The 22,394-nt window shown below is 67.6% G+C and carries 25 protein-coding genes; 11 read left to right on the plus strand and 14 right to left on the minus strand.

Annotated features, from left to right (window positions below; all coding sequences use genetic code 11):
- Positions 1-6: 6 nt before the first annotated feature.
- From M7H19_RS02695 to M7H19_RS02705, 3 genes are all read right to left on the minus strand, one after another.
- Positions 7-1,062, minus strand: coding sequence for an iron chelate uptake ABC transporter family permease subunit (locus M7H19_RS02695; RefSeq protein WP_298176694.1), 1,056 nt, complete (start codon positions 1,060-1,062; stop codon positions 7-9).
- A 175-nt stretch (positions 1,063-1,237) separates the two neighbouring features.
- Entirely contained in the window at positions 1,238-1,444 is a 207-nt protein-coding gene (locus M7H19_RS02700; RefSeq protein WP_298176697.1) for an MbtH family protein, read from the minus strand.
- 66 nt (positions 1,445-1,510) lie between these two features.
- Positions 1,511-2,878: a lysine N(6)-hydroxylase/L-ornithine N(5)-oxygenase family protein gene (locus tag M7H19_RS02705; RefSeq protein WP_298176701.1), complete on the minus strand. Its 1,368-nt coding sequence runs from the start codon at positions 2,876-2,878 to the stop codon at positions 1,511-1,513.
- Positions 2,879-3,047: 169 nt separating this feature from the next.
- On the opposite strand from M7H19_RS02705, the gene M7H19_RS02710 reads away from it, so the two are divergent.
- On the plus strand, positions 3,048-3,998 hold the full coding sequence (locus tag M7H19_RS02710) for a methionyl-tRNA formyltransferase (RefSeq protein ID WP_298176703.1): 951 nt from the start codon (positions 3,048-3,050) through the stop codon (positions 3,996-3,998).
- Between the two features lie 40 nt (positions 3,999-4,038).
- On the opposite strand, the gene M7H19_RS02715 is transcribed toward M7H19_RS02710, so the two are convergent.
- The 9 genes from M7H19_RS02715 to M7H19_RS02755 all read right to left on the minus strand — a co-directional run bounded on the left by M7H19_RS02715 (position 4,039) and on the right by M7H19_RS02755 (position 10,327).
- Entirely contained in the window at positions 4,039-5,037 is a 999-nt protein-coding gene (locus M7H19_RS02715; protein WP_298176706.1) for an NADP-dependent oxidoreductase, read from the minus strand.
- Positions 5,037-5,480, minus strand: a complete 444-nt coding sequence (locus tag M7H19_RS02720) for an SRPBCC family protein (protein WP_298176709.1) — start codon at positions 5,478-5,480, stop codon at positions 5,037-5,039. Before M7H19_RS02720 ends, M7H19_RS02715 begins: the two co-directional genes overlap by 1 nt.
- Positions 5,481-5,522: 42 nt before the next feature.
- The gene (locus M7H19_RS02725) at positions 5,523-6,062 is read right to left on the minus strand and encodes a YbaK/EbsC family protein (RefSeq protein WP_298176711.1); all 540 of its coding nucleotides are present in this window, start codon (positions 6,060-6,062) and stop codon (positions 5,523-5,525) included.
- A gap of 43 nt (positions 6,063-6,105) precedes the next feature.
- On the minus strand, positions 6,106-6,405 hold the full coding sequence (locus M7H19_RS02730) for a DUF2516 family protein (protein ID WP_298176713.1): 300 nt from the start codon (positions 6,403-6,405) through the stop codon (positions 6,106-6,108).
- Positions 6,406-6,470: 65 nt separating this feature from the next.
- Positions 6,471-7,151, minus strand: a complete 681-nt coding sequence (locus M7H19_RS02735) for a hypothetical protein (RefSeq protein ID WP_298176715.1) — start codon at positions 7,149-7,151, stop codon at positions 6,471-6,473.
- A gap of 6 nt (positions 7,152-7,157) precedes the next feature.
- Positions 7,158-7,550, minus strand: a complete 393-nt coding sequence (locus M7H19_RS02740; RefSeq protein ID WP_298176794.1) for a helix-turn-helix transcriptional regulator — start codon at positions 7,548-7,550, stop codon at positions 7,158-7,160.
- Positions 7,551-7,719: 169 nt separating this feature from the next.
- Positions 7,720-8,382, minus strand: a complete 663-nt coding sequence (locus M7H19_RS02745; RefSeq protein ID WP_298176716.1) for an AAA family ATPase — start codon at positions 8,380-8,382, stop codon at positions 7,720-7,722.
- A gap of 8 nt (positions 8,383-8,390) precedes the next feature.
- Positions 8,391-8,801: a zf-TFIIB domain-containing protein gene (locus tag M7H19_RS02750; RefSeq protein WP_298176718.1), complete on the minus strand. Its 411-nt coding sequence runs from the start codon at positions 8,799-8,801 to the stop codon at positions 8,391-8,393.
- A gap of 221 nt (positions 8,802-9,022) precedes the next feature.
- Positions 9,023-10,327, minus strand: a complete 1,305-nt coding sequence (locus M7H19_RS02755) for a DUF445 family protein (protein ID WP_298176720.1) — start codon at positions 10,325-10,327, stop codon at positions 9,023-9,025.
- Positions 10,328-10,356: 29 nt separating this feature from the next.
- Between M7H19_RS02755 and M7H19_RS02760 the strand changes: the two genes are divergently transcribed.
- The 5 genes from M7H19_RS02760 (at position 10,357) to M7H19_RS02780 (ending at position 15,788) form a co-directional block, all read left to right on the plus strand.
- Positions 10,357-11,520 (plus strand): pyridoxal phosphate-dependent aminotransferase, encoded by a 1,164-nt coding sequence (locus M7H19_RS02760; RefSeq protein WP_298176722.1) that lies wholly within the window; start codon positions 10,357-10,359, stop codon positions 11,518-11,520.
- 151 nt (positions 11,521-11,671) lie between these two features.
- Positions 11,672-12,973: a hypothetical protein gene (locus M7H19_RS02765; protein WP_298176724.1), complete on the plus strand. Its 1,302-nt coding sequence runs from the start codon at positions 11,672-11,674 to the stop codon at positions 12,971-12,973.
- A 520-nt stretch (positions 12,974-13,493) separates the two neighbouring features.
- Positions 13,494-14,132: a hypothetical protein gene (locus M7H19_RS02770; RefSeq protein WP_298176796.1), complete on the plus strand. Its 639-nt coding sequence runs from the start codon at positions 13,494-13,496 to the stop codon at positions 14,130-14,132.
- A 76-nt stretch (positions 14,133-14,208) separates the two neighbouring features.
- Positions 14,209-15,000, plus strand: coding sequence for a protein phosphatase 2C domain-containing protein (locus M7H19_RS02775; RefSeq protein ID WP_298176725.1), 792 nt, complete (start codon positions 14,209-14,211; stop codon positions 14,998-15,000).
- Between the two features lie 35 nt (positions 15,001-15,035).
- On the plus strand, positions 15,036-15,788 hold the full coding sequence (locus M7H19_RS02780; protein ID WP_298176727.1) for a DUF998 domain-containing protein: 753 nt from the start codon (positions 15,036-15,038) through the stop codon (positions 15,786-15,788).
- Positions 15,789-15,901: 113 nt separating this feature from the next.
- Here M7H19_RS02780 and M7H19_RS02785 read toward each other — a convergent pair whose 3' ends face one another.
- Positions 15,902-16,381, minus strand: coding sequence for a hypothetical protein (locus M7H19_RS02785; RefSeq protein ID WP_298176729.1), 480 nt, complete (start codon positions 16,379-16,381; stop codon positions 15,902-15,904).
- A gap of 152 nt (positions 16,382-16,533) precedes the next feature.
- Between M7H19_RS02785 and M7H19_RS02790 the strand changes: the two genes are divergently transcribed.
- Together M7H19_RS02790 and M7H19_RS02795 are read left to right on the plus strand one after the other, a co-directional pair.
- A complete protein-coding gene (locus M7H19_RS02790) occupies positions 16,534-16,740 on the plus strand; it encodes a hypothetical protein (protein ID WP_298176731.1) in 207 nt (68 codons plus the stop codon).
- Positions 16,737-18,074, plus strand: a complete 1,338-nt coding sequence (locus M7H19_RS02795) for a cytochrome P450 (protein WP_298176734.1) — start codon at positions 16,737-16,739, stop codon at positions 18,072-18,074. Before M7H19_RS02790 ends, M7H19_RS02795 begins: the two co-directional genes overlap by 4 nt.
- Here the strand turns inward: M7H19_RS02795 and M7H19_RS02800 are convergent.
- The gene (locus tag M7H19_RS02800; RefSeq protein ID WP_298176737.1) at positions 18,047-18,250 is read right to left on the minus strand and encodes a hypothetical protein; all 204 of its coding nucleotides are present in this window, start codon (positions 18,248-18,250) and stop codon (positions 18,047-18,049) included. The two genes, M7H19_RS02795 and M7H19_RS02800, sit on opposite strands and share 28 nt — an antisense overlap.
- A 155-nt stretch (positions 18,251-18,405) precedes the next feature.
- Between M7H19_RS02800 and M7H19_RS02805 the strand changes: the two genes are divergently transcribed.
- The 3 genes from M7H19_RS02805 to glcF are packed head-to-tail and all read left to right on the plus strand — an operon-like array spanning position 18,406 to position 22,279.
- A complete protein-coding gene (locus M7H19_RS02805) occupies positions 18,406-19,857 on the plus strand; it encodes an FAD-linked oxidase C-terminal domain-containing protein (protein ID WP_298176740.1) in 1,452 nt (483 codons plus the stop codon).
- Positions 19,854-21,002, plus strand: coding sequence for an FAD-binding protein (locus M7H19_RS02810; protein ID WP_298176743.1), 1,149 nt, complete (start codon positions 19,854-19,856; stop codon positions 21,000-21,002). The genes M7H19_RS02805 and M7H19_RS02810 overlap by 4 nt, the downstream gene beginning before the upstream one ends.
- Positions 20,999-22,279 carry a glycolate oxidase subunit GlcF gene (glcF, locus tag M7H19_RS02815; protein ID WP_298176745.1) on the plus strand — a complete coding sequence of 427 codons (1,281 nt, stop codon included), beginning with the start codon at positions 20,999-21,001 and terminating at the stop codon, positions 22,277-22,279. Before M7H19_RS02810 ends, glcF begins: the two co-directional genes overlap by 4 nt.
- The last annotated feature ends 115 nt before the right edge of the window (positions 22,280-22,394 follow it).

Here is a 22,394-nt window from a genome sequence, read left to right on the forward strand (position 1 = left end):
CGTCACTCACAGGCTGGCCAGCCTCCGCCGTCGGCACAGAGCACAGAACACGGGCACCCCGATCACCGCGGTGACGATGCCGACCTGCACCTCGCCCGGGGACGCGATCACGCGGCCGATCACGTCCGAGCCCACCAGCAGCAGCGGCGCGAGCACCAGCGAGTACGGCAGCACCCAACGTTGGTCCGGGCCCACCAGCAGTCGAGCCGCGTGCGGCACCGCCAACCCCACGAACGCGACCGGACCGATCGCCGCCGTCGCCGACCCGCACAACAGGGTCACCGCGATCGCCCCGAGCACCCGGGTGCGGTTCGGGTGGGAACCGAGGGCCCTGCCGAGGTCGTCGCCCATAGCCAGCGCGTTCAACGACCGCACCAGCGGCAACGCGATGACCACGCCGACGACCACGAACGGCAGCAGCGGCATCAGCACGTCGTAGTAGCGGCCCGCGAGTGAGCCGACCATCCAGAACCGGTACTCGTCGTAGGCCTCGGTGTCCGACAGCAGCACCGCCGTGTTGAACGCGTACAGCACCGCGGTGAGCGCCGCCCCCGCCAGAACCAGCCGCTCGGGGCTGGCCGCTCCGCGTCCCGTGGCACCGAGCACGTAGACGACGAACGAGGCCACCGCGGCCCCTACCAGCGCGAACCACACGTAGCCGACCACGGAGGTGATGCCCAGGAAGGCGATGGCCACGACCATGCCCGTCGACGCGCCCGTGTTGACCCCGAGGATCCCGGGTTCGGCCAAGGGGTTGCGGGTCAACGCCTGCATCAACGCCCCGGCCAGCCCCAACGCGGCCCCCACCATGATTCCGAGCAGGGTCCGGGGAATCCGATAGTCGTGGATGATGATGGCTGCGTCGGAGTCGCCGGAACCGTCCAGCAGGACGTTCCAGGTCTCGGTGAACGGAATGTCCTTGGAGCCGAGCCAGACGCTGAGCAACGCGACGAACGCGAGAGCGAGCACGGCGGCCAGCAGCCCCAACGCCCGCAGCGCGTGCGCCGACCGCCGGACGGAAACGGCGTGCTCGGACGCAGTCTCGGGCGCGGCAATCGACATAAGGTAAGGCTAACCGAACGAACGCCTCGGAACTCAAAACAGTAAGCTACACCATTCCGCCGTTCACGCGGTCCCGTGCATTCGGCTCGGCATTCCGGCCCGGCATTCCGGCTCGGCGCCTCGACACATTCTCCGAGGCCGAAGAGCCAGTCCCCACATCCTTCTCAGGCCTTCTTCAGCCCTCGACGGCCCGCAGACTCGCCGGACGCAGATCCGTCCAGTGTTCTTCCACGTAGTCCAGGCAGGCCTGCCTGGTGTCCTCGCCGAACACCACGCGCCAGCCGCCGGGCACGTCGACGAACGACGGCCACAGCGAGTGCTGCTCCTCGTCGTTCACAAGCACGTAGAACCGCCCCTCGGGATCGTCGAACGGGTTCGTCACAGTCGCTTCCCTTCCTTCGTGGTGCCTTCCGTGTCTTCCTCGTCCGCCCCCGCCCGCCGCTTTTCGTCAACCGGCCATGCCGACGATTTCGTGGGCGTAGGCGGACCGCCCCTCGGAATCGGTGGTTCCGGGCCCGGGCTCTCCCCCTTTCGTCTCGGAAACCCGGGCCACGACCGAGTCGAGGATCTCCTGCGCTCGCACGGCGTTGTTCGACAACAGAGACGACGTGATGCCGTGGGTGTGCTCGGTCGAACCGCCCTGGACGTACACGGCGGCACCGGAGTCCGGCGTGGTGAGCAGCCGGTAGTCCCGCGCCACGAGCGGCCTGCCCTCGTCGTCCCGGCGACAGATCGACGCGGCGTCACCGAGCAGTGTCGTCACTTCACTGGGCCGATAACCGGTGGCGCAGACGAGGGCGTCGGCGTCGAGCACCGTGTGCGTGCCCGTGGTCAGCGATTCCACCGTGACGCGCACGGCGGAGTCGGTCTCGGCCAGTTCTGTGATCCGCGAGGTGCGGAAGATACGAAGCCGCTCGACTCCCAGCACCTTCTCGCGGTAGTGCCGGCGGTAGAGCTCCTCGATCAGATCGAGATCGACCACCGAGTAATTGGTGTTGGAGTGGTAGTCCAGGATCCGCTTGCGGACCTCGGGCGGCGCGTCGTGGAACTCGTCCACGGTTTCCGGGTCGAAGACTCGGTTGGCGAAGGGACTGTCATCGGAAGGGCTGTAGCCTGACCGCGAGAACACCGCGCACACCTCGGCGTCGGGGAAGCGGTCGTGCAGCAGCGCGGTGGTCTCGGCGGCGCTCTGCCCCGCTCCCAGCACGACGAACCGCGACGCCGAGGCCAAGCCATCCACTTTGTACAGCAAATCGCTGTTGTGCCACACGCGTTCCGACTCGGCGATCCCTTCGGGCAGCGAGGGGACCAGGCCGGTGGCCATGGCCAGATTGCGCGCGGTGTACACTTTGCCGGCGCTCGTGTGCACCTCGAAACACGCGATCTCGGCACCGTCCACCACGGGACGCACGGCCGTCACCTCGGTGTCGTACCGCACCAGGTCGCCGACCCGCTCGGCCGCCCAGCAGAAGTAGTCGTGGAACTCTATCCGCAGCGGGAACAGCGTCTTGTGATTGATGAAGTCGGCCAACCTGCCCCGCTCGTGCAGGTAGCACAGGAAGCTGAAGTCGCTGGCCGGGTTGCGCATGGTGACCAGGTCCTTCAAAAACGACACCTGCATGGTGGCGTCGTCGATCAACATCCCGCGGTGCCAGCCGAACGTCTTCTGGCGCTCGAGGAACCGGACGTTCAAACACGGACCTCGCGAGGCGGCGTTGTGTTCGGACACGGCGATGGCGAGAGCCAAGTTGGATGGTCCGAATCCCACGCCGAGGAGGTCGTAGACCGGTCCCTCATCTCGCAGCACTGTCGACATACGTGTCCCATCGCGGTCGGTGAACTCCGAACTCAGGGAACCCTAACCTAAGTTAGCCAAGCCTTAGTTAGCCCCATTCGGTGATCTTTTCCCTAGCCGCACCGCCTTGCGAACTTAGGCAAGGCTTGCTTAACTAGGCCCGCTTGCCGTCGACAGCCTGGGAGGGACGATGCGGATCGCGATGTTCGGCTACCAGACCTGGGGGCACCGAACCCTGCGGGCACTGCTGGAATCCGAACACGACGTGGCGCTCGTCGTCACCCACCCACAGTCCGACCACGCCTACGAACGCATCTGGGCGGACTCCGTGGCGGACCTCGCGACGGAACACGGCGTCGAAGTGGTGCTGCGCAACCGTCCCGACCAGGCACTCGCCGACCGACTCGCCGAACTGGAACTCGACCTCATCGTCGCCAACAACTGGCGCACCTGGATCCCACCGGAGATCTTCCGCCTGCCCGAACACGGCACGCTCAACGTGCACGACTCCCTGCTCCCGGCCTACGCGGGCTTCTCCCCGATCATCTGGGCACTGCTGAACGGCGAGAAGGAAGTCGGCGTCACCGCCCACATGATGGACGACGAACTCGACGCCGGGCCCATCCTGCTGCAACGGGCCGTCGAAGTCGGCCCGCGGGACACCGCCACCGACCTGTTCCACAAGACGGTGGACCTCATCGAACCTTTGGTGTCGGAGTCGCTCGAACTCATCGCCTCCGGCCGTGCCAACCCCGTGCCCCAGGACCGGAGCAAGGCCAGCTTCTTCCACAAACGTTCCATCGAGGACAGCCGCATCGACTGGGCCTGGCCCGCCGAGGACATCGAGCGGCTGATCCGCGCCCAGTCGGACCCCTACCCGAACGCCTTCACCTACTACCGCGACCAGCGCATCAGGATCACTGAGGCGTTCGTGACGGAACGGTCCTACGGCGGCACCCCGGGCCGGGTCTTCATCAGGGAAGGCGACGGCGTGGTCATCGTCGCGGGAGCGGACGCGCGATACGGACGCAACCCCGGCCTGGCGATCGAACGTCTACGCACCGATGACGGCGTTGAACACGCCGCCACCGATTTCTTCCGCTCCATGGGCGGCTATCTCACCCGGTACCCGGAAAGCTGAGACGAAACGGGGCGCTCCAGATGCCCCGCCGTCACAACCGTCACAACCGGACGAGCATCTTGCCCGTGTTACCGCCCGCGAGCAGGTCGAGGAACGCCTGGGGCGCCTGCCGGATACCGTCCACCACGGTCTCCTTGTAGACGATCTTGCCGTCCCGCACCAACGGCGAGACCTCGTCCAGAAACGTCGGCCGCAACTGCTCGTGGTCGCCGACCAGGAACCCGCGCATGGTGAAGCGCTTGGCGATGATCTGTGCCAGGTTGCGTGGCGCCGGCGTCGGCTCGGTGGCGTTGTACTGGGAGATCATGCCGCACACCGCGATCCGGCCGTGCACGTTCAGCGCGCCGATGGCCGCTTCGAGATGCTCGCCACCGACGTTGTCGAAGTACACGTCCACACCGTCGGGTGCGGCCTGGCGCAGTTGCTCCCGTACCGGGCCGTCCTTGTAGTTGAACGCGGCGTCGAAGCCCAGCTCGTCACGCAGCCACCGCACCTTCTCCGCCGAACCGGCGCTGCCGATGACCCGCTTGGCACCGCGCAGCTTGGCGAGCTGGCCGACCAGCGAACCCACGGCCCCGGCCGCACCGGACACGAACACCGTGTCGCCCTCACGCATCTTCGCCACGTCGAACAACCCGGCGTACGCGGTCAAGCCGGGCATCCCCAGCACACTCAGGTGCGCCTGCACCGGCGCGGCAGCGGGATCGAGCTTGCGCGCGTGGGCCGGGTCGAGCACGGCGTGCGTACGCCAGCCGAGACCGTGCAGCACCACGTCACCGACGGCGAACTCATCGGTGTTCGACTCGACGACCTCACCGATCGCACCGCCGTCCATGACCTCGCCCACCTGGAACGGCGCCACATACGACTTCGCCGAGCTCATCCGGCCCCGCATGTACGGGTCCACCGACATCCACGTGTTCCGGACAAGGATCTGCCCAGCACCCGGCTTCGGCACCTCCACGTCGACGATCTCGAAGTTGTCCGGGGTCGGCATCCCCTCCGGACGAGCCGCGAGCCGAACTTCCGTCGCCGCCATCAATTACCCCGCACTTCCTCGGCGAGCTTGCTCAGCACGCCGTCGTAGATCCGCTGCAATCCCTTGGGCGCGAAGATCCTCTCGAAGAAACCACCGATGCCACTCGCGCCCTGCCACGTGGTCTCCACCCGCACCACACTGCGATCGCCCTCGGGCCGCACCGTCCAAGTGGTGACCATGCTGGAGTTCGTGTCGGTCTCCACGAGCGTGCCCGGCTGCGGCTCGCTCACCGTGGCGTGGACGTCGCGCACACGTTTCGACGTGGCCTGCAACTTCCAGCGCGCCACCGTTCCCTCGCCGTCACCGCCCTCCACGAGGGTGTAGTCGCGGTACTCCTCCGTGAGGATGCGGGGCCGGACTTCGCGATAGTCGGCGAGCTTCTCCCGCACTTTCTCGGCGGGCGCGTCGACGCTCCGCTCGGCCGTGGCCGTGACCCTTCCCATCCAGCCCATACCTTTCTGCGATTCCGCTGTGTCGGCTCGCACTCACTTGGCGAGTCCGTCGATCACCTCGGCGCCGGGCAGCTTCGCCAACGCCGCGCCGGTGACCAACACCTTGCTACCCCGGATGCCGCTGCCGACAACCACTTCCGGCGCAGAAGCCACGGCCTGGTCGATGAGGATCGGCCAGTCGGAAGGCAAACCGATCGGCGTGATACCGCCGTAGGCCATGCCGGTGAGTTCCACCGCCTCCTCCATGGGGGCGAACGACGCCTTCCGCACGTCCAACCTGCGGCGGATCACGTTGTTGACGTCGGCGCGCGTGGTGGCGAGCACGAGCGCGGCGGCGTAGCGGACCTCGCCCGCGCGCTTACCGGAGACGACCACGCAGTTGGCCGAGGCCGACAGCGGTGACGAATACGCCTCGCAGAACTCAGCGGTGTCGGCCAGGTCAGGGTCGATCTCCACCACGGCCACCGGGCCGTCGACCGACTCCAAGGCGTCGGCCACGGGCTCGGCCACCAGATCACGCCGCTCGGAGACCGGGACAGGCATCAGCGTCCCCGCGATGCTCCAGTTACTCAAACGCTCACCCCCTGTTTTGTTGCCGGCGCCTTACCGACAGGCTTTACCACCAGTTGGATCCGCCTCGCTGGACCTCGATGAGTTTCGGCCGCACGTCCACGACGTAGACGAGGCTGGCGACGAGCGCGGCGAGCCAGAAGATCATGCCCGCACCGTAGAACTGGAACAACAGCATCGCGAGGGTCGCACCGCCCGTGATGGCCATCCACGCCGGCTTGCTCAACCGATCAGCCGCCGTGAATGCGTCGGCTCTCTGTGTCACGGCGTGCACGAAGGCGAGAAGGCCGACGAGCACGCCCGCCCAGTCGATGACCAAGACGATCCAGTATGCGAAAAGCGGCACGATTCCAGCCTACGTCAGGACGCAGGCAGGGCCGAGAGCCAGCGAAACACATCACCGCACACCGGTCAGTTACTGCCAGTAGTGTCTCCCTTGCTCCGAGTGCCGTTGTTCCGCTGCTCTGTGGACGTCACGGTGCGGCTGGTGCCGGGCCTCATCACCTTCTCGCGGGCTGACCTGGCGGCCTCGACGACCCCGATCGACTCGACCGACTCGGCCTTGACCGGGCCGGGCTTTTCGGTGGACTCGTCCGAGACACCCGAGGACGCGTCGGCTTCCTGATCCTCGTGGCCCCGACGCATAAGCAGCTTGACCATCTCATCGACCCGCTCACGTGCGTCCGTGGCGGCACCGTCCACCCGCTGCTGCGCCGCGCGCAGAGCCTCCTCGATCTGCTCGATACCGCGCTTGACCTGGGGCTCCACCACTTCGCCCCACGTCTGCTCGCCCGAAGCGGCCAGTCGGCGGTAGAGCTTCAACGCCGCGTCGGTGTATTCGTCCAGGGTCTTGCGCAGCTCGGCGGGTTCGAGTCGACCGCGGAGTTCCTCCAGCTCAGCCGGCAGCTCCTCGACGTTCTTCTTCGCCGCCTCGCTACTGGAGTTGACGCGTGTCTTCGCCTTGGCCACGGTGTCCGCCACGGCCCGCCCGGCCAGGCTGCTCGCCCCCAACGCCGCCAGCAGCGATGTCCTGACCTGCTCCTTCGCCGTGTTCACCACCTTGCGGACGTCCTCGGTTCGTGTGGTCTCCATCGTGACTCACTCCCTGTGGTCCTGATCGGGGTGCCGCTCACCCACGGTCTCCTTCCCTCGGTTCTCCCGAAGGAACGACTCGTACACGTCGAGCAGCACCTGCTTCTGTCGTTCGGTCAGCGAGGTGTCGGCGCGGACGGCGTCGACCACGGGGCCGCCGACGGGGCGGTCGAGAATCCCCGCCTGGACGTACAGGGTCTCGGCGGAGATACGCAGCCCCTTGGCGATCTGCTGAAGGATCTCGGCGCTGGGTCTGCGCAGTCCCCGTTCGATCTGGCTGAGATACGGATTGGAAACCCCGGCAAGTTTCGCGAGCTGCCGCAACGAGATCTCGGCGTTGTTGCGTTGTTGCCGGATGTAGGCGCCGATGTCCCTGCCCAGGCCGGCGACTCGCTCCATCGGGCCGTCCGACTCGGTTGCCTCAGCGGCCTCGGTGGTCGACGAGTTGTCGTCGTGGTCGTCGTGATCGTCCCGCGTCGGTGTCGTCGGTGTCGTCGATGTCTGTGCCATGACGCCGGACACCTCCTCCATTTCGACCGTACGCCCGAGTGCTAACTCCTGCAAGCACTCAGCTAGCACCCGATCGGGCGGCTTCGGCGTCCCGGTGCGCAGCGAGAACACGGCGCACCCAACGCTCGGCGTGATCGACCGATTCGACCAACGGCACATCGGTGGTATCGAACAACTCGACGGGTGGGGACATCGTCGCCGCCTCACGGCGCAACCACTCGGCGAACTCCAACATCTCCGCGATGCGCGGTTCGTCCCAGCCCCGCCAGGCCGGACGGGCCCGCAGACGCCGGGCCAGCACGTCCGGGTCGGCCACGAGCGCCAGGTAGTGGATATCGGTGAAGAACATCCGCTCCGGCAGCGGCTCGAATTCGGGCGGGACCACCGTTCCGCACAACACCACCGGCCGCCCGCTCTGGTGGATCATCGCCGCCATCCGCAACCACGTCGACCGGAAAGTCGGATGGCCGTCGACATCGTCGCGCAGGCCGCCCGTCCACAGGACGTCCTGCTCCAACACCACCACCTCGCTCGCCAGCCTGCGAGCGAGCTCGGGCCCCACCGTGGACTTGCCTCCCGCGCTGGGACCGGTCAATGCGAGCAGGGGCAGCCGGCGGAACGCGGCGCGATGACCGCACACCGCGCAGACCAGCCGCCCCTCCTCCACGACCGGCCGTCGCGCCCGATCACCACAAGCCGGACAGATCTTGAGATCGAGCACGTTCGGGGTCAGTCGAACAGGCTTTCCAGGAAGCTACGCCTGCGCCGGTGCCCGCCGTACGGCCTGGGCGAGTCGCCGTAGTAACCGCCCTGGTAAGGCCTGGGCGAGTCGTTGTAGTAACCACCGCCCCGATAGGGCCTGGGCGAGTCGCCGTAGTAGGCACCCTGGCCGTAGCGCTGGGTGGGTGGTGGCGCGGCATGTGGCGCGGCCGGCGGTGCGGCAGGCGGCGCGGGCGGTGGCTGGGAGGTCGGGCTGTAGGGCGGCGGAGGCGCGGAGCTGTAGAAGGAGCTCTCCGCGCTCACGATCTGTTCGAGTTCGCCCCGATCCAGGAAGATGCCTCGGCAACCACCGCACTGCTCGATGTGAACGCCGTTCTTGTCCACCGTCGTCATCACGTTCTGGCACTTAGGACAGATCACGAGCGACAGGCTACGCAGTTTCCACCCGATCGTGGAACACGCCCCGGCCGGTTCGGATGGTCGGGCCGCGGTGGGCAAAGCAAAACTCCGGGCAGCCATTCACAAATCCACAACCGTCCACATCACTCATATGGAGTAAGCCTGTGGATAACTCCGTGGATAACCCCCAAACTGTGGATAACTTCACCCCGCGGAATGGATACCGGCGAGTAGGTAAGGCGTCAGAACAGAACCTGCGCGACCGAATAGATCACCAGCCCCGCCAACGCGCCGACCACCGTTCCGTTGATCCGGATGAACTGGAGATCCCGCCCCACCTGGAGTTCGATTTTGCGCGAAGTCTCCTCGGCGTCCCACCGCTCGACCGTGTCGGTGATGATCGTGGTGATTTCCCGCGAATAACGCGTCACCACGTACGCCGCCGCACTCTCGACCCAGTTGTCCACCTTCCCCGACAACGCCGGGTCGGTCTGCAACCGCTGCCCGAGCGAGGCCAAGCCGGTGAAGACACGTCTCCTCAACTCGCTCGACGGATCCTCCGCCGCGGTCAGCAGCATGTCCTTCGTCGTGGACCACGCCGAGTCGATGATCTTGCGGACCTCGGGGTGCTCCACCAGCTGCTGCTTGACCGTCTCGGCCCTCGCCATCGTGTCCGGGTCGGCCTGCAGGTCCTGCGCGAACTCGGTGAGGAACCGGTCCACCGCCAGACGCATGGGGTGGTTGACGTCCGTCTTCACCGCCCACGCGAACGACAGCACCTCGCCGTAAACCTTGTCGGCGAGCATCGTGTCGACGAACCGCGGCGACCACGACGGCGCCCGGTCCGACACCACCCGCAACACCGTGTCGTGGTTCTCGCGCACCCATTCGTACGCCCTGTCCACCACGAGATCCACCAGACGGTGATGCGCGCCGTCGGTCAACACCTGCTGCAACAGCTTGCCCAGCGGCGGCCCCCACTCCTTGTCCACGACCCGGCGCACGACCGCCTGCTCCATGACGGCCTGCACGTCCTCGTCGCGCAACACGGTCACGGCGCCCCGCACCACGGTCGCCAATTCCGCGGTGACGCGCTCGGCGTTCTCGGGCCGGGCGAGCCACTCCCCGACCCGTCTCGACGTCTCGACCCGGCGCAACTTGTCCCGCACCACGTTCTCCGACAAGAAGTTCGCGCCCACGAAGTCACCGAGACTGTTACCGAGCACGTCCTTCTTGTTCGGGATGATCGCCGTGTGCGGAATCTTCAGCCCCAGGGGATGCCGGAACAACGCCGTGACCGCGAACCAGTCGGCGAGCGCGCCCACCATGCCCGCCTCGGCCGCGGCACGCACGTAGCCGACCCACGCGGGCCATCCCGCGGACTGTGCCCAGCTGGTCAACAGGAAGATCACCGTCGCGCCGAGCAGGAAGGACAGCGCGACGAGCTTCATCCTGCGTAGGTCTCGCCGTTTGGCCTCATCGCGCTCTCGCGCGTCCGGTCGAGCCGACCGCCCCACAGGGGCCACAGCGGACCTCGTTTGCTCCATGTCGCGATTGTCCTCAAGGATGGTTTCTCGTGCGTGAACCTGTACTCGTCGAACGCCTGCGGCCGTTCACCTCCACGATCTTCGCCGAGATGACGGCGCTGGCGAATCGAACCTCGGCCATCAACCTGGGGCAGGGTTTCCCGGACACCGACGGCCCCGACGGCATGCTGGATGCGGCACGAAACGCCCTGTTCGGCGGCGCGAACCAGTATCCACCGGGTCCCGGGCGTCCCGAACTGCGTGAAGCCATCGCCGCCCACCGCCTGCGCTACGGCACCGAATACGACCCGGAACGGGAGATCCTCGTCACGGCCGGTGCCACGGAAGCCATCGCCGCGAGCCTGCTCGCACTGGCGGGCCCCGGCGACGAGGTGATCGTCATCGAGCCCTACTACGACTCCTACGCCGCCGCGGTGGCGATGGCGGGTGCCACCCGGCGCGTGGTGCCGCTGGTCTCCGACGGCGACCGTTTCGCACTCGATCTCGACGCCGTGCGCGACGCCATCGGACCGAGAACGAAAGCCGTTCTCGTCAACTCCCCGCACAATCCGACGGGAACCGTGTTCACACGCGCGGAGTTGGCCGGACTCGCGGAAGTATGCGTCGAACACGACTTGATCGCCATCACCGACGAGGTGTACGAGCATTTGATCTTCGACGGCGCCGAACATCTGCCGCTGGCCGGTTTCCCGGGGATGTCCTCCCGCACCGTGACGATCTCCAGCGCGGGCAAGACGTTCAACTGCACCGGATGGAAGATCGGCTGGGTCTGCGCGACACCGGAACTCACCTCGGCCGTACGGGCGGCGAAACAATTCCTCACTTTCGTCTCGGGCGGCCCGCTCCAGCCCGCGGTCGCGCATGCGCTGCGGCACGAACTGCCGTGGGTCGAGTCGCTACGCGAGTCGTTGCAGGGCAAGCGCGACCGGTTGAGCGCCGGACTGGCCGATGCGGGCTTCGCCGTACGGCCGAGCGCGGGCACTTATTTCGTCTGTGCGGACGTTAGGCCACTCGGATTCACCAATGCGGAGGAACTCGCCTGGCGCCTACCAGAATCAATTGGAGTCGCAACAGTACCCGTCAGCGTGTTCACCGATCACCCAAAAGAGTGGAATCATTTGCTTCGTTTTGCTTTCTGTAAACGAGAGGAGGTGCTCGACGAAGTGATTCAGCGGTTGCGTACCTTGTCATAGGTTGCGCCGTCCGGGGCGGATCGCACACCGACGGGGTGAAACACTCGTCCGGAGTGCTAAAAATAGCAGTCTCGGGGTAGCCGGAACGCGATCGTGATCTCGCTACCAGCGGTAGACCGGAAGTAACAACACGCATACGAGGACACGACAGGTGGTGGTAGCGGTGAGGCCTGCGGCCTTCGCGGTCTTTCCGACCGACGCGCGCCGCCACAGCCTGCTGTCCTCCGCCCTGCGTCGACTGCTTCTGGTGCTCGGTCTCGCCGTCGGCGGATGGGTCGTCTCGGCGCTACTGGCCGGCTCCGCCTCGGCCGAGGAGACGTCGGGTACCGACCTGGCGCACGACACCTCCGCCGCCTGCGCCGACGAAGCCACGGCGAACGGCCCTCGGGACCGCTCCGACCTCACCTCCTGCCTCGACGAACTCGCCGACACCGAGAACGGAACGCCCGCTACCGACCCCGGCACCAGCCCGGTCGGCGACCACGACACCACCTCGGACGATCCTGCCACCGACAGCACCGGCCCGACCCTGCCCGCCGAGACGATCCAGCCCGCGGAAGCGGCGGAGCAGGCGGCGAAGGAATCGGACTCGACGGAGCTCCCCGAGACCTCCGAGCAGGCAGGGAACCCGGAGACCTCGGAAGACGCCGAGGCCACCGAGGACACCGAATCGGCGAAGCCGGAGGGTTCTGAGGATTCCGAAGATGCCGAGGAGACCGAGGAACCGGCGGAGCGCAGGCCCTTCGGCTCCCAGCTGCTACAGGCGACCGCCGACACCCTCCTGGCCACCACGTCCGAGCTCGTCCACACCACCGTCCACACCACCAGCAGCCTCACCGGGATGTTGGTCGAGTCGCTGCCGCAGATCACCGGTCCGCTCGACGACGCGATCGAGAACGTCGTCGACATGCCGGCGCACCTGCCCGACGTCGGTCCCGGGCTAGGGGAAACCCTCCCCGAACTCAGGCTGCCCCCGCTTCCGGGTGGGCTCGACGACCTCGACGACCTCATCGGCCTGGAACCGGACGTCGACCGCCCCGACGACACCCCGCCCGGCGAGCTTCGCGCCGAACCCCTCACACCGGCCGAGCCTGAGCTCGAATCACCGGCCGCCCCCGCTGTCCCGACTCCTGTCTCCACCACCCAGCTCGACCAGCAGGCGGCGGTGCCCACGTGGTCACCGCCTCACCCGAGTGACGACACGGGAGCGAACGAGAACCCGTCACGTCCGTTCGGTCCCGTCGCCCCCTCGCCCTCCGCTCCCGCGTCCGTCGCGGGTCCGTCGACAAGCGTGGCCTCGTCCCAGGACAACTCGCACACACACCGCAGCGAGCACAGCGTCCTGAACAACACCCCCACGCTCACCCAGCTAAGGCTGCTCGGCACCAGTCGGGACCAAGACACCGTCGGTGCCGGCAAAGAAGCAGCACTTCCGACAACCTCACCCGACTGATCGACCCCGGGTAGCCGGTCGCGCGCGAAAACGCGTCGCTGTACGCACGTCACCGGTGACGGTCACTTCCACCGACCGCTGTTTACCAAGAGGTTGTTCCGTGTATCCAACTCTTCCCGCTCGGCCGACCGCGCCCGGCCGTGACGGGTCATGGCCTCGGCTCCGCGTTGCCCCCGTGGTGACACCGAGGCTCACGAGTGCGCGTCGGCGGTTTCCGTCCACCGCGCCGGATGGAAACCCCGTACCGATGCGTACTTGAGCCGATAGGCCTTCCCAGCATGGCGAGGGGCGATGCTGGGAACGGCCTGCGGCATCCGTGCCCTCCCCCCGGGCACGGCCACAAGCCGGTGCGCCGGATGCCACACCGTCCTTTCCCTGGAGTGACGGACCTATATCGCATCCGGCGCACCGGCTTTCCCCATCCCGGGCTCGCCGGATGTGTCGCACAACACCCCCGTCGGCTACGTGACCGCCCTGTTCACGCGTTCGGAGCACTCGTCATAGTGGCCTGGTGGCTTCGGTGAGAACTCCCGTCGAACTCAGTCCGATCCCCGTGACCACCGCTCCCGCGACACGGTTGACACGGTTGTTCGCGGGTCTGGTCTGCTACGGCACGAGTATGGCGATGATGACCCGGTCGGGTCTGGGCCTGAATCCGTGGGACGTGCTGCACGAGGGCGTGGCCGACCGTACGACGCTCACCTTCGGCATGGTGACCGCGTTGACGGCCGTGCTGGTGCTGTTGTTGTGGATTCCCCTGCGCCAGCGTCCCGGTGTCGGCACCGTGGCCAACGTCGTGGTCATCGCCGTGGTCGTGGATGTGGTGCGGGCGTTGCTGCCCGATGCGCACCAGTTGGGGTGGCAGATCGGGTTGTTGCTGGGCGGGATCGTGTTGAACGGTTTCGCCACGGCCGTCTACGTCGGGGCGCGGCTCGGCCCCGGGCCGAGGGACGGTCTCATGACCGGCCTGTCGGCGCGCACGGGTCGGTCGGTGCGGTTGGTGCGTACGGCCATCGAGCTGATCGTGCTGGCCGCCGGTTGGTTGCTCGGCGGCACGGTCGGGGTCGGCACCGTTCTCTACGCGCTGGCGATCGGCCCGCTCACCCAGTTGTTCCTGCCGTACGTCACCTGGTCGCCGCGTACGAGGCGAGCGAGGTGAGCGAGGTGAGTGTCGCCGGGAGTCCGGCCCGCCCTTCGGCTCGGTGGTGTTCACCGGCGACCGCTACGGTCGAACCGTGCCCCGCATCGACATAGCCGAACGTGCGGGCGTGGGCCTGGACGGCCGAGAACGCCCTACAGAGGACCGCGTCGTGATCACCGACAACACCGCCGTGGTGCTCGACGGAGCGACCGAACAACGCGAAGGCCTGCCCAGTGGCGGCTGGTACTCCCGGCGTCTCGCCGAACGACTCGAAACGCTGCTGCGGGGCCGGCCCGACGAGGACCTCACCACACTGCTTTCCGCATCGATCGACGCCGTGGCCGCGGAGGAGGGTCTCACTCCGCGCTGTTCGCCGTCGAGCACGGTGGCGATGGTGCGCTGGGGTTCCGAGTACGTGGAAGCGCTCGTGCTGGCCGACAGTCCGGTGGTCGCGTTCACCGCTCACGGCCCCGAGGTCCTGCTCGACGACAGGCTCGACCGGCTCCGCGCGGCGGGGCTCCTTCGTACCCGGGCCGACGTGGACCGTCTGCGCAATAGCGAGGGCGGCTTCTGGGTCGCCGAGGCCGTGCCTGAGGCCGCGACTCAAGCGTTGCGCCGCCGTTGGTCGCGAGGCGACGTCGAGGCGGCCGTCCTCGCCACCGATGGAGTCTCGGCCGGGATCGACACCTACCGCGTGCTCGACTGGCCCGATGTGCTTCGACTGTCGCGGAAGAACGGGGCCGACGCCGTGCTCGACGTCGTCAGGGACGCCGAGGTCGCCGATGCCGACTGCCGCCGCTGGCCTCGCTCGAAACGACACGACGACCAGGCCCTCGTCGTGGTCGACTTCACCGTGGACCAGGGAGTAATCAGGGTCAAACCCTGACGACAATGCCTGATCACTGAGAGACACTGGTCCTCATGGGGCAACTGGGGACAAAAGCGGCATCCACCGAGACCGCCACGGCCCGGGTGCATACCTGGACTTTCGCGGCCGCCGCAGCACTGGGTTGGGCTCTGTTCCTGCTGACGATCCTGCACCTGGTGAGTTCGTTCGATCCGATCCTCGACCCCGTCAGTCGCTACGCCTTCACCGACGCCGGACAAGGAATGCTGGAGGTCAGCCTGCTGTCCTTCGCCGTCGGTGTGATCGCCGTGCGTGGCGCGCTGCTCTCGTCCGGCCTGCGGGTCAGTCGTACGACCACCATCCTCATCATCACCACGGCCGCGGGTCTGGTGGCCGCCGCACTGTTCCCGGCGACGTACACCTCGGAGATCGACCCGGCGAGCGGGTTGATCCACCAGTACGCGAGCCTGCTCGCCTTCCTGTCGTTACCGGGCGTGGCCGTGAGCATGCTCGACCAGATCCGGGACGTCGACGAGCTTCAGCGCACCCGCCGCATGCTCGTGTGCCTGGTGTGGATCGCGCTGGGCGCCCTCGCCCTGTTCGGGCTCAGCTACCTCTCCGACAAGGTCACGTTCGGCTTCGCGCCGCTGTCGATATTGCTGTCGCTGCCGGTCGGCCTGCTTCAGCGAGTGGTCTTCGTGCTGGACTTCCTGATGCTGGCAGGCTTGCTGGTGTTGGCGAACCGAGCCGTCTGGTCGCGGGCCACCGATGACGCGGTCGGTAGTCGCATGTCACCCGTTCAGTCGTATTCGATTAGCGATCAGTAGCTTACTGTGTGCAACATTGGGGCGTGGGCTTGACCGACCTCACGACCTACGCCCTCTCGGCTGTCTCCGGTGGCCTCCGGCGACAGCCGAGCGGTCGAGGACGCCCGCCGCGATCAGTTCGTCTGGTCCTCGATCGGCGGACTCATCCGAGGATCGCGGCCCTGCTGGCCGGGCACGGGTGCCACCACGGAACCACGCTGCAACTGGATGTTCGTGCTGATGCCTGTGCGCGGGGCCGGGCGTACGTACCGGTCGTCGGTGAGGCGGGAATCGTACATCTGGGACATGACCGCCATCGTCACCGCGTGCACAAGCGCGAGCAGCAACAGCAGAATGCCGAGATTTCCGATGAGAGCGCGGACCGGATGTCCGCCGAAGTCGAAGCTCAGCACAGACAACAATGCCAGGAAGCCGAACATGACGAGGTGGAACAAAACGGTGACAAGCTTGGCCATCGAATAGATCGAGTCACCGTCTGAGTCGGAATCCACGTCGGACAGGTAGCGCTTCCCGCTGTGATAGAGAAGTTGACCGTCCGCCACAACCATGATCAGACCCAGGGCGATGAACGCGAGGTAAGCGTCGGTACCCACGTCAGCCTCCTTTCCGTGGCCTGGGGAAGCCACCTGACCGCTCGTACCCAGTCACCTGCGGTGGGAAACCGGACGTGTAGCGCAGGCACCCTCCGGGTATGTCAGCGGCGATGAAAAACACCCATGAATCACGAAACCGATCGGGAGCAGCCGTGAACACACACAGCTCGACCGCTCCGAGCCAAAACCCCAGGCCGGCGCTGCCTTACACCGAAGAACCCGACCCCGAACAGCGCCGCAAGGCGGTCCGCGCCGTCGCCTCGGCGGCCGTCGACGCCAAGGACTGCGCCGAGCTCCTGGAAGCGCTGGGCCTGGCACCCGAGGAGGGCAGGCCGATCCCCGCCCAGCGCATTCGATGACACGGAGCGCCGGTCTCGGGGACACGGCCAGGGTCATCGGCGAGGCGCTCGCACCCACCATCGCGGGTGGCGTGATCCGACGCAGGCCCCGGGCTATGGCACTGATCGACCGGCTGGGACTCGACCGCGCCGCTCTGCGGCTGTTCGCGGGCCTGCGTGCTCGTTACGGCCCCGGCCCGGTGCTGTTGCGCATCCCCGGGCGTTCGATCGCGCTCCTGCTCGAACCGGAGGACGTGCGCCGGGTGTTGACCTCGACGCCGTCGCCGTTCTCACCCGCAGCGCGGGAGAAGCGCGCGGCGTTGAACCACTTCGAACCGCACGGGGTGTTGGCCACGCCCATGCCCGAGCGGGCGCCGCGCCGCCGGTACAACGAGCAGGTGCTGGAGAGCGAGCGCCCGGTGCACTCCCTCGCCGAGCGCGTGCGGGAAGTCGTCGGCGAGGAGACTCGCCTGCTGCTCGAAGACACCACCGAGCTGGACTGGGACCGTCACGCCCGGACATGGTGGCGCATCGTGCGCCGCGTGGTCCTCGGCGATCACGCCCGCGACCAGGACGAGGTCACCGACGAGCTGACCGCTCTGCGGCTGCGCGGTAACTGGGCGTTTCTGCTGCCCAAGGCCAAGCGCCGTCGAGACGCGTTCCAGAAACGGCTTAACGACCACCTCGACCGGGCGGAGCCGGGCAGCCTCGCGGCCGTCATCGCGGAACACGAGCCCGAGAACAGTGCCGTGGATCCCTTCGGGCAGGTGCCGCAGTGGTTGTTCGCCTTCGACGCCGCGGGCATGGTCGTCCTGCGCGCACTGGCGTTGCTCGCGACACATCCCGACCAGGCCGCCGCGGCACGGAAGGAGTCCGCCGTGGACGACGCCCGCGCGTGGGCGTACATCCGGGCGTGTGTCCTGGACACCCTACGGCTGTGGCCCACCACGCCGCTGTTGCTGCGGGAGAGCACCACCGCCACGTCGTGGCGTGGGAAGCAACTCCCACCGGAAACGCTGTTCGTCGTGTTCGCCACCTATTTTCACCGGGACGCCGAACTCGTGCCGTTCGCCGACACGTTCACGCCGGAAGCCTGGTTGGACGAGCGGGCCCGGGAGCTTCCCGGGCTGGTGCCGTTCAGCGCGGGACCCGCCCGATGCCCCGGCGAGAACCTCGTTCTGCTCGTGGCCAGCGCCATGCTGGTGGAGTTCCTCCGAGCCGGCGAGTACCGGCTACTCGCTCCGAAGACTCTGCGCTCCCGCAGTCACGCACGCGACCGGCTGCCTGCGACCGTGGACAACTTCGGTATCCGGCTCGCCTTCACGCCTCACGAGACGCGTGGCAGCTCCGCGTAGAACGTGGCCTGGCAGTCGCATCCGCCTTGGATGCTTCCGCACTCGACGACGAGCGCGTGACGTGCGGGTTCGGCATCGGAGCAGTGGGGATCGGTGCATTCCACGCCACCGGATTCGTGCAGCATCACCGTGCCATGACAGTGGTCCAGGCCCATCCGACAGCTCACGCACCTCATGGATTTTTGGTACCACCCCACGCCGATGTCGTTGCGGAGACACGCCCACAACGAGAGCCGTTCAACAGTGCGCGCACATCTTGACCATCCCCGCCAGAGCGGTAATGTTTTCTTAGAGCGGTAGTGGCATTCCGTAAAGCGGAAAGTGGGTGCTCATGCTCGACGCAAGGGTGCGTTCGGACCTGGCGGCCGCGGTCGGCGAGGACAACGTCATCTCCGACCCGGTGGGCCTGCGTAGCTACGAATGCGACGGCCTGACCGGCTTCCGGGTGATCCCCGAACTCGTCGTACTGCCCACCGACACCGACAGCGTCGCCGCCGCCGTGCGCGCCTGCCACGCCCACGGTGTCCCGTACGTCGCCCGCGGGGCGGGCACCGGGCTGTCCGGTGGCGCACTGCCCGTCGCCGACGGCATCGTCATCTCGCTGCAACGGCTGCGCCGTGTGCTGGAGGTCGACCCGCTCGACCGGCGGGCCACGCTCCAACCCGGCGTCACCAACCTCGACGTCACCAAGGCCGCCGCACCCTACGGGCTGTACTTCGCACCCGACCCCTCCAGCCAGCAGGTGTGCACCATCGGCGGCAACGTCGCCGAGAACTCCGGCGGCGCGCACTGCCTGAAATACGGCTTCACCACCAACCACGTCCTGTCGATGACCGTCGTCCTGCCCGACGGCGAGGTCGTCACCCTCGGCGAAGACACGAACGAACAACTCGGGCCGGACCTGCGCGGCGTGTTCATCGGATCGGAGGGCACGCTCGGCATCGTCTGCGAGGTCACGGTGCGGCTGCTGCCCGTGCCCGAGACCGTGCGCACGCTGCTCGCCGATTTCAACTCGGTGCGCGAAGCGGGCGAGGTGGTCAGCGACATCGTGGCGGCGGGCATCGTTCCCGCCGCCGTGGAGATGATGGACAACCTCGCCATCCAGGCGGCCGAACAAGCGGTGCACGCCGGATACACACTCGACGCGGCCGCCGCGCTCGTGGTGGAACTCGACGGCCCGGCCACCGAATGCGCAGCACAGTTCGAACAGGTCAAGGCGATCTGCGAACGGCACAACTGCACCCGCCTGCACATCGCGGGCAACGACGACGAGCGGGCGAAGATCTGGAGAGGCCGCAAAGCCGCGTTCGCCGCGGTCGGCCGCATCAGCCCCGACTACTTCGTCCAGGACGGCGTCGTACCCCGCACCCGCCTGGCCGAGGTGCTGGAGCGCATCGAGGACATGGGCCGAGCCGCGGGACTGCGCGTGGCCAACGTCTTCCACGCAGGCGACGGGAACCTCCACCCCCTGGTGCTGTACAGCGCGGCCGCCGGAGAACAGGACCGTGCGGAGGAGCTGTCGAAACAGATCGCGGAACTCTGCGTCGAACTGGGCGGATCGCTGTCCGGCGAACACGGGATCGGCACGGACAAGGCGTGTTCGATGCCGCGCATGTTCAGCACCGACGACCTGACCACGATGGACCGCGTGCGCTCGGCCTTCGACCCGCACCGGCTGTGCAATCCGGGCAAGCTGCTGCCCACCCCGAGACTGTGTGGCGAGGCGCCCGGCCCCTATCGCCCCCACCCGCTGGAGGAGGCTGGAGTGATCGAACGGCTATGACCTCGACGACCTCGCCCTCCCCGGGCTCTTCGACTCCTCCGACCGTGCTCGCTCCCACCGACCTCTGGGAAGCCCACGAGGCCCTGGCCGACACGAGCGGCTCCGTCGAGATCCGCGGCACCGCCACCGCGTCGAACTGGGCCGACCCACCCAAGCCCACCGATAACGTGCTGGACACCACGCGGATGACGGGCGTGCTCACCTACAACCCCGCCGACATGACCGTGTCCGTTCGAGCGGGCACACCGCTGCGGGAGCTCGCGGCGGAACTCGCCCCCAACGGACAGCGGGTGGCGTTCGACCCGGCCAGCGTCGAGCAGGGAGCCACGGTCGGCGGGCTCATCGCCACGGCCGACTCCGGGCCGCTGTCCCTTTCCTACGGCTCCCTGCGCGACCTCGTGATCGGCGCGACGGTGGTGCTCGCCGACGGCACCGTGGCACGCACGGGAGGGCACGTCATCAAGAACGTCGCGGGCTACGACCTCGCCAAGCTCCTGCACGGGTCCTACGGCGCGTTCGGCCTACTCGCCGAAGTGGTACTCCGACTGCACCCGCTTCCCTCCGCGACACGCACAGTGCGCGCAGAACTGCCCCTGTCCACCGCCGCCGAGAAAGCCGTATCGGTGCTGCGCGGGCAGAGCGAACCCGTGTCGCTGGAGTGGTTCGAAGGGCAGCTTCTGACTCGCCTCGAAGGCACCGTGGAGGGCACGGAGGCGCGAGCCCGCCGACTCGCGGCCGAACTCGGCGGCACCGTGCTCGACGAGGACACCGCCCACGCGGCGTGGGCGCGGCACGCCGAGCTGGTGCGGCAGGCGAACGTACGCATCGGAGTGCGGCCCAGCAGACTCACCGGGGTGGTCACCGACTGCGGCCGCGCCGACGACACTCACGCCACCGTCGGCCTCGGCACCGGCGTGGCGGCCCTGGCCGTTCCCGACGCCGAGATCGAGCGAGTACACGACATCACCACCGCCGCGAACGGAGTGTCCGTGCTCCGCCGCGCCATCCCCGGTGCGCGCGCGTGGGGCCGGACCCCGTCGGCGGTGCGGGTACTGCGTGCGGTGAAAGACGAACTCGACCCGGAACGGCGACTGTGTCCCGGTCGCCTCGAATCGTGGTTGGAAGAACGAAAGGCAGCACCGTGACCGAGCGACAGTCGAGTTTCGACTCCCACAACCCACCGGCACGCGACCTGCTCGACGACTGTGTGCACTGTGGATTCTGTCTGCCGACCTGCCCGACCTATCAATTGTGGGGCGAGGAAATGGACTCGCCACGCGGTCGGATCTACCTCATGGACCTGGCCGAACGCGGGGAGATCGAACTCGAAGGGGCGTTCACCCAGCACATCGATGCCTGCCTCGGCTGCATGGCCTGCGTGACCTCGTGTCCCTCCGGCGTGCAGTACGACCGGCTGTTGGAAGCCACCCGGCCCCAGCTCGAACGCAACGTCGAACGTCCGGTGTCCGACCGGTGGTTCCGCAACGTCGTCTTCGCGCTGTTCCCCTACCGGCGCAGGCTTCGCGTCGCGGCCGTGCTGGGCCTGGCCTACCAGAAGTCGGGGCTGCCGAAACTGCTGGAACGAGTACTTCCCCCGCGACTGCGCGCCGCTCAGGCACTGTTGCCGCCCGTACGGTTGCGGGAGGCGTTCGCGGCCCTGCCCCGGCGGGTGCGGCCATCGGGGCCGGTGCGGCGACGCGTCGCGCTGCTGTCCGGGTGCGTGCAGGACGTGTTCTTCCACGAGGTCAACGCGGCCACCCAGCGAGTACTCGCCGCCGAGGGCTGCGAGGTGCTGACACCCAGACGGCAAGGGTGCTGCGGCGCCCTGGGCCTGCACGCGGGACGGGAGGAACACGCCGTCGACCGCGCCAAACGCACCATCGCAACGTTCGACAAGCTGCCCGTGGACACCATCGTCGTGAACGTGGCCGGGTGCGGTTCGTCGATGAAGGAATACGCCGACCTGTTGGCCGACGACCCCGAATGGGCGCAGCGGGCGCGGGACTTCAGCGCCAAAGTGCGAGACGTCAACGAACTGTTGGCCGAACTCGAACCCCGTGCGCCCAGGAAGCGGGTGGACGCCAAGGTCGCCTATCACGACGCCTGCCACCTCTCCCACGCCCAGCGCGTGCGCGAGCAGCCGAGGGCTGTGCTGCGCACGATCCCCGGAGTGGAGCTCGTCGAACTACCGGAGGCCGAACTGTGCTGCGGTTCGGCGGGAATCTACAACATGGTGCAGCCCGAGCCCGCTGCCGAACTCGGCGAACGCAAAGCGAACAACATCCGCGCGGTCACGCCCGACCTGCTGGTGACCGCCAACCCGGGGTGCCTGCTACAGATCCGCCGTTATCTCGACGACGACATCCCGATGCTGCACCCGGTGCAGCTACTCGACCAGGCCATCAACGGTAAACCGAGCTGACGCTCACTCGCCCGACAGTGTGACCGCGGCCCGCTGAACAGTACTGCGCAACCTGCGGACACGGCTACGCAGACTGCGGACACGACGACGCAGGCTGCGGACACGGGGTGCGGGG

Origin of the sequence: Saccharomonospora sp., assembly GCF_027317685.1 — a bacterium.
Classification (GTDB): domain Bacteria; phylum Actinomycetota; class Actinomycetes; order Mycobacteriales; family Pseudonocardiaceae; genus Saccharomonospora.

Bases quoted from the DNA above. Each gene is read 5' to 3' on its own strand.
- M7H19_RS02695 (WP_298176694.1), bottom strand. From the start codon at position 1,062: ATGTCGATTGCCGCGCCCGAGACTGCGTCCGAGCACGCCGTTTCCGTC.
- M7H19_RS02705 (WP_298176701.1), bottom strand. From the start codon at position 2,878: ATGTCGACAGTGCTGCGAGATGAGGGACCGGTCTACGACCTCCTCGGC.
- M7H19_RS02710 (WP_298176703.1), top strand. From the start codon at position 3,048: ATGCGGATCGCGATGTTCGGCTACCAGACCTGGGGGCACCGAACCCTG.
- M7H19_RS02715 (WP_298176706.1), bottom strand. From the start codon at position 5,037: ATGGCGGCGACGGAAGTTCGGCTCGCGGCTCGTCCGGAGGGGATGCCG.
- M7H19_RS02720 (WP_298176709.1), bottom strand. From the start codon at position 5,480: ATGGGAAGGGTCACGGCCACGGCCGAGCGGAGCGTCGACGCGCCCGCC.
- M7H19_RS02735 (WP_298176715.1), bottom strand. From the start codon at position 7,151: ATGGAGACCACACGAACCGAGGACGTCCGCAAGGTGGTGAACACGGCG.
- M7H19_RS02740 (WP_298176794.1), bottom strand. From the start codon at position 7,550: ATGGAGCGAGTCGCCGGCCTGGGCAGGGACATCGGCGCCTACATCCGG.
- M7H19_RS02755 (WP_298176720.1), bottom strand. From the start codon at position 10,327: ATGGAGCAAACGAGGTCCGCTGTGGCCCCTGTGGGGCGGTCGGCTCGA.
- M7H19_RS02780 (WP_298176727.1), top strand. From the start codon at position 15,036: ATGGGGCAACTGGGGACAAAAGCGGCATCCACCGAGACCGCCACGGCC.
- M7H19_RS02795 (WP_298176734.1), top strand. From the start codon at position 16,737: ATGACACGGAGCGCCGGTCTCGGGGACACGGCCAGGGTCATCGGCGAG.
- M7H19_RS02800 (WP_298176737.1), bottom strand. From the start codon at position 18,250: ATGAGGTGCGTGAGCTGTCGGATGGGCCTGGACCACTGTCATGGCACG.
- M7H19_RS02805 (WP_298176740.1), top strand. From the start codon at position 18,406: ATGCTCGACGCAAGGGTGCGTTCGGACCTGGCGGCCGCGGTCGGCGAG.
- M7H19_RS02810 (WP_298176743.1), top strand. From the start codon at position 19,854: ATGACCTCGACGACCTCGCCCTCCCCGGGCTCTTCGACTCCTCCGACC.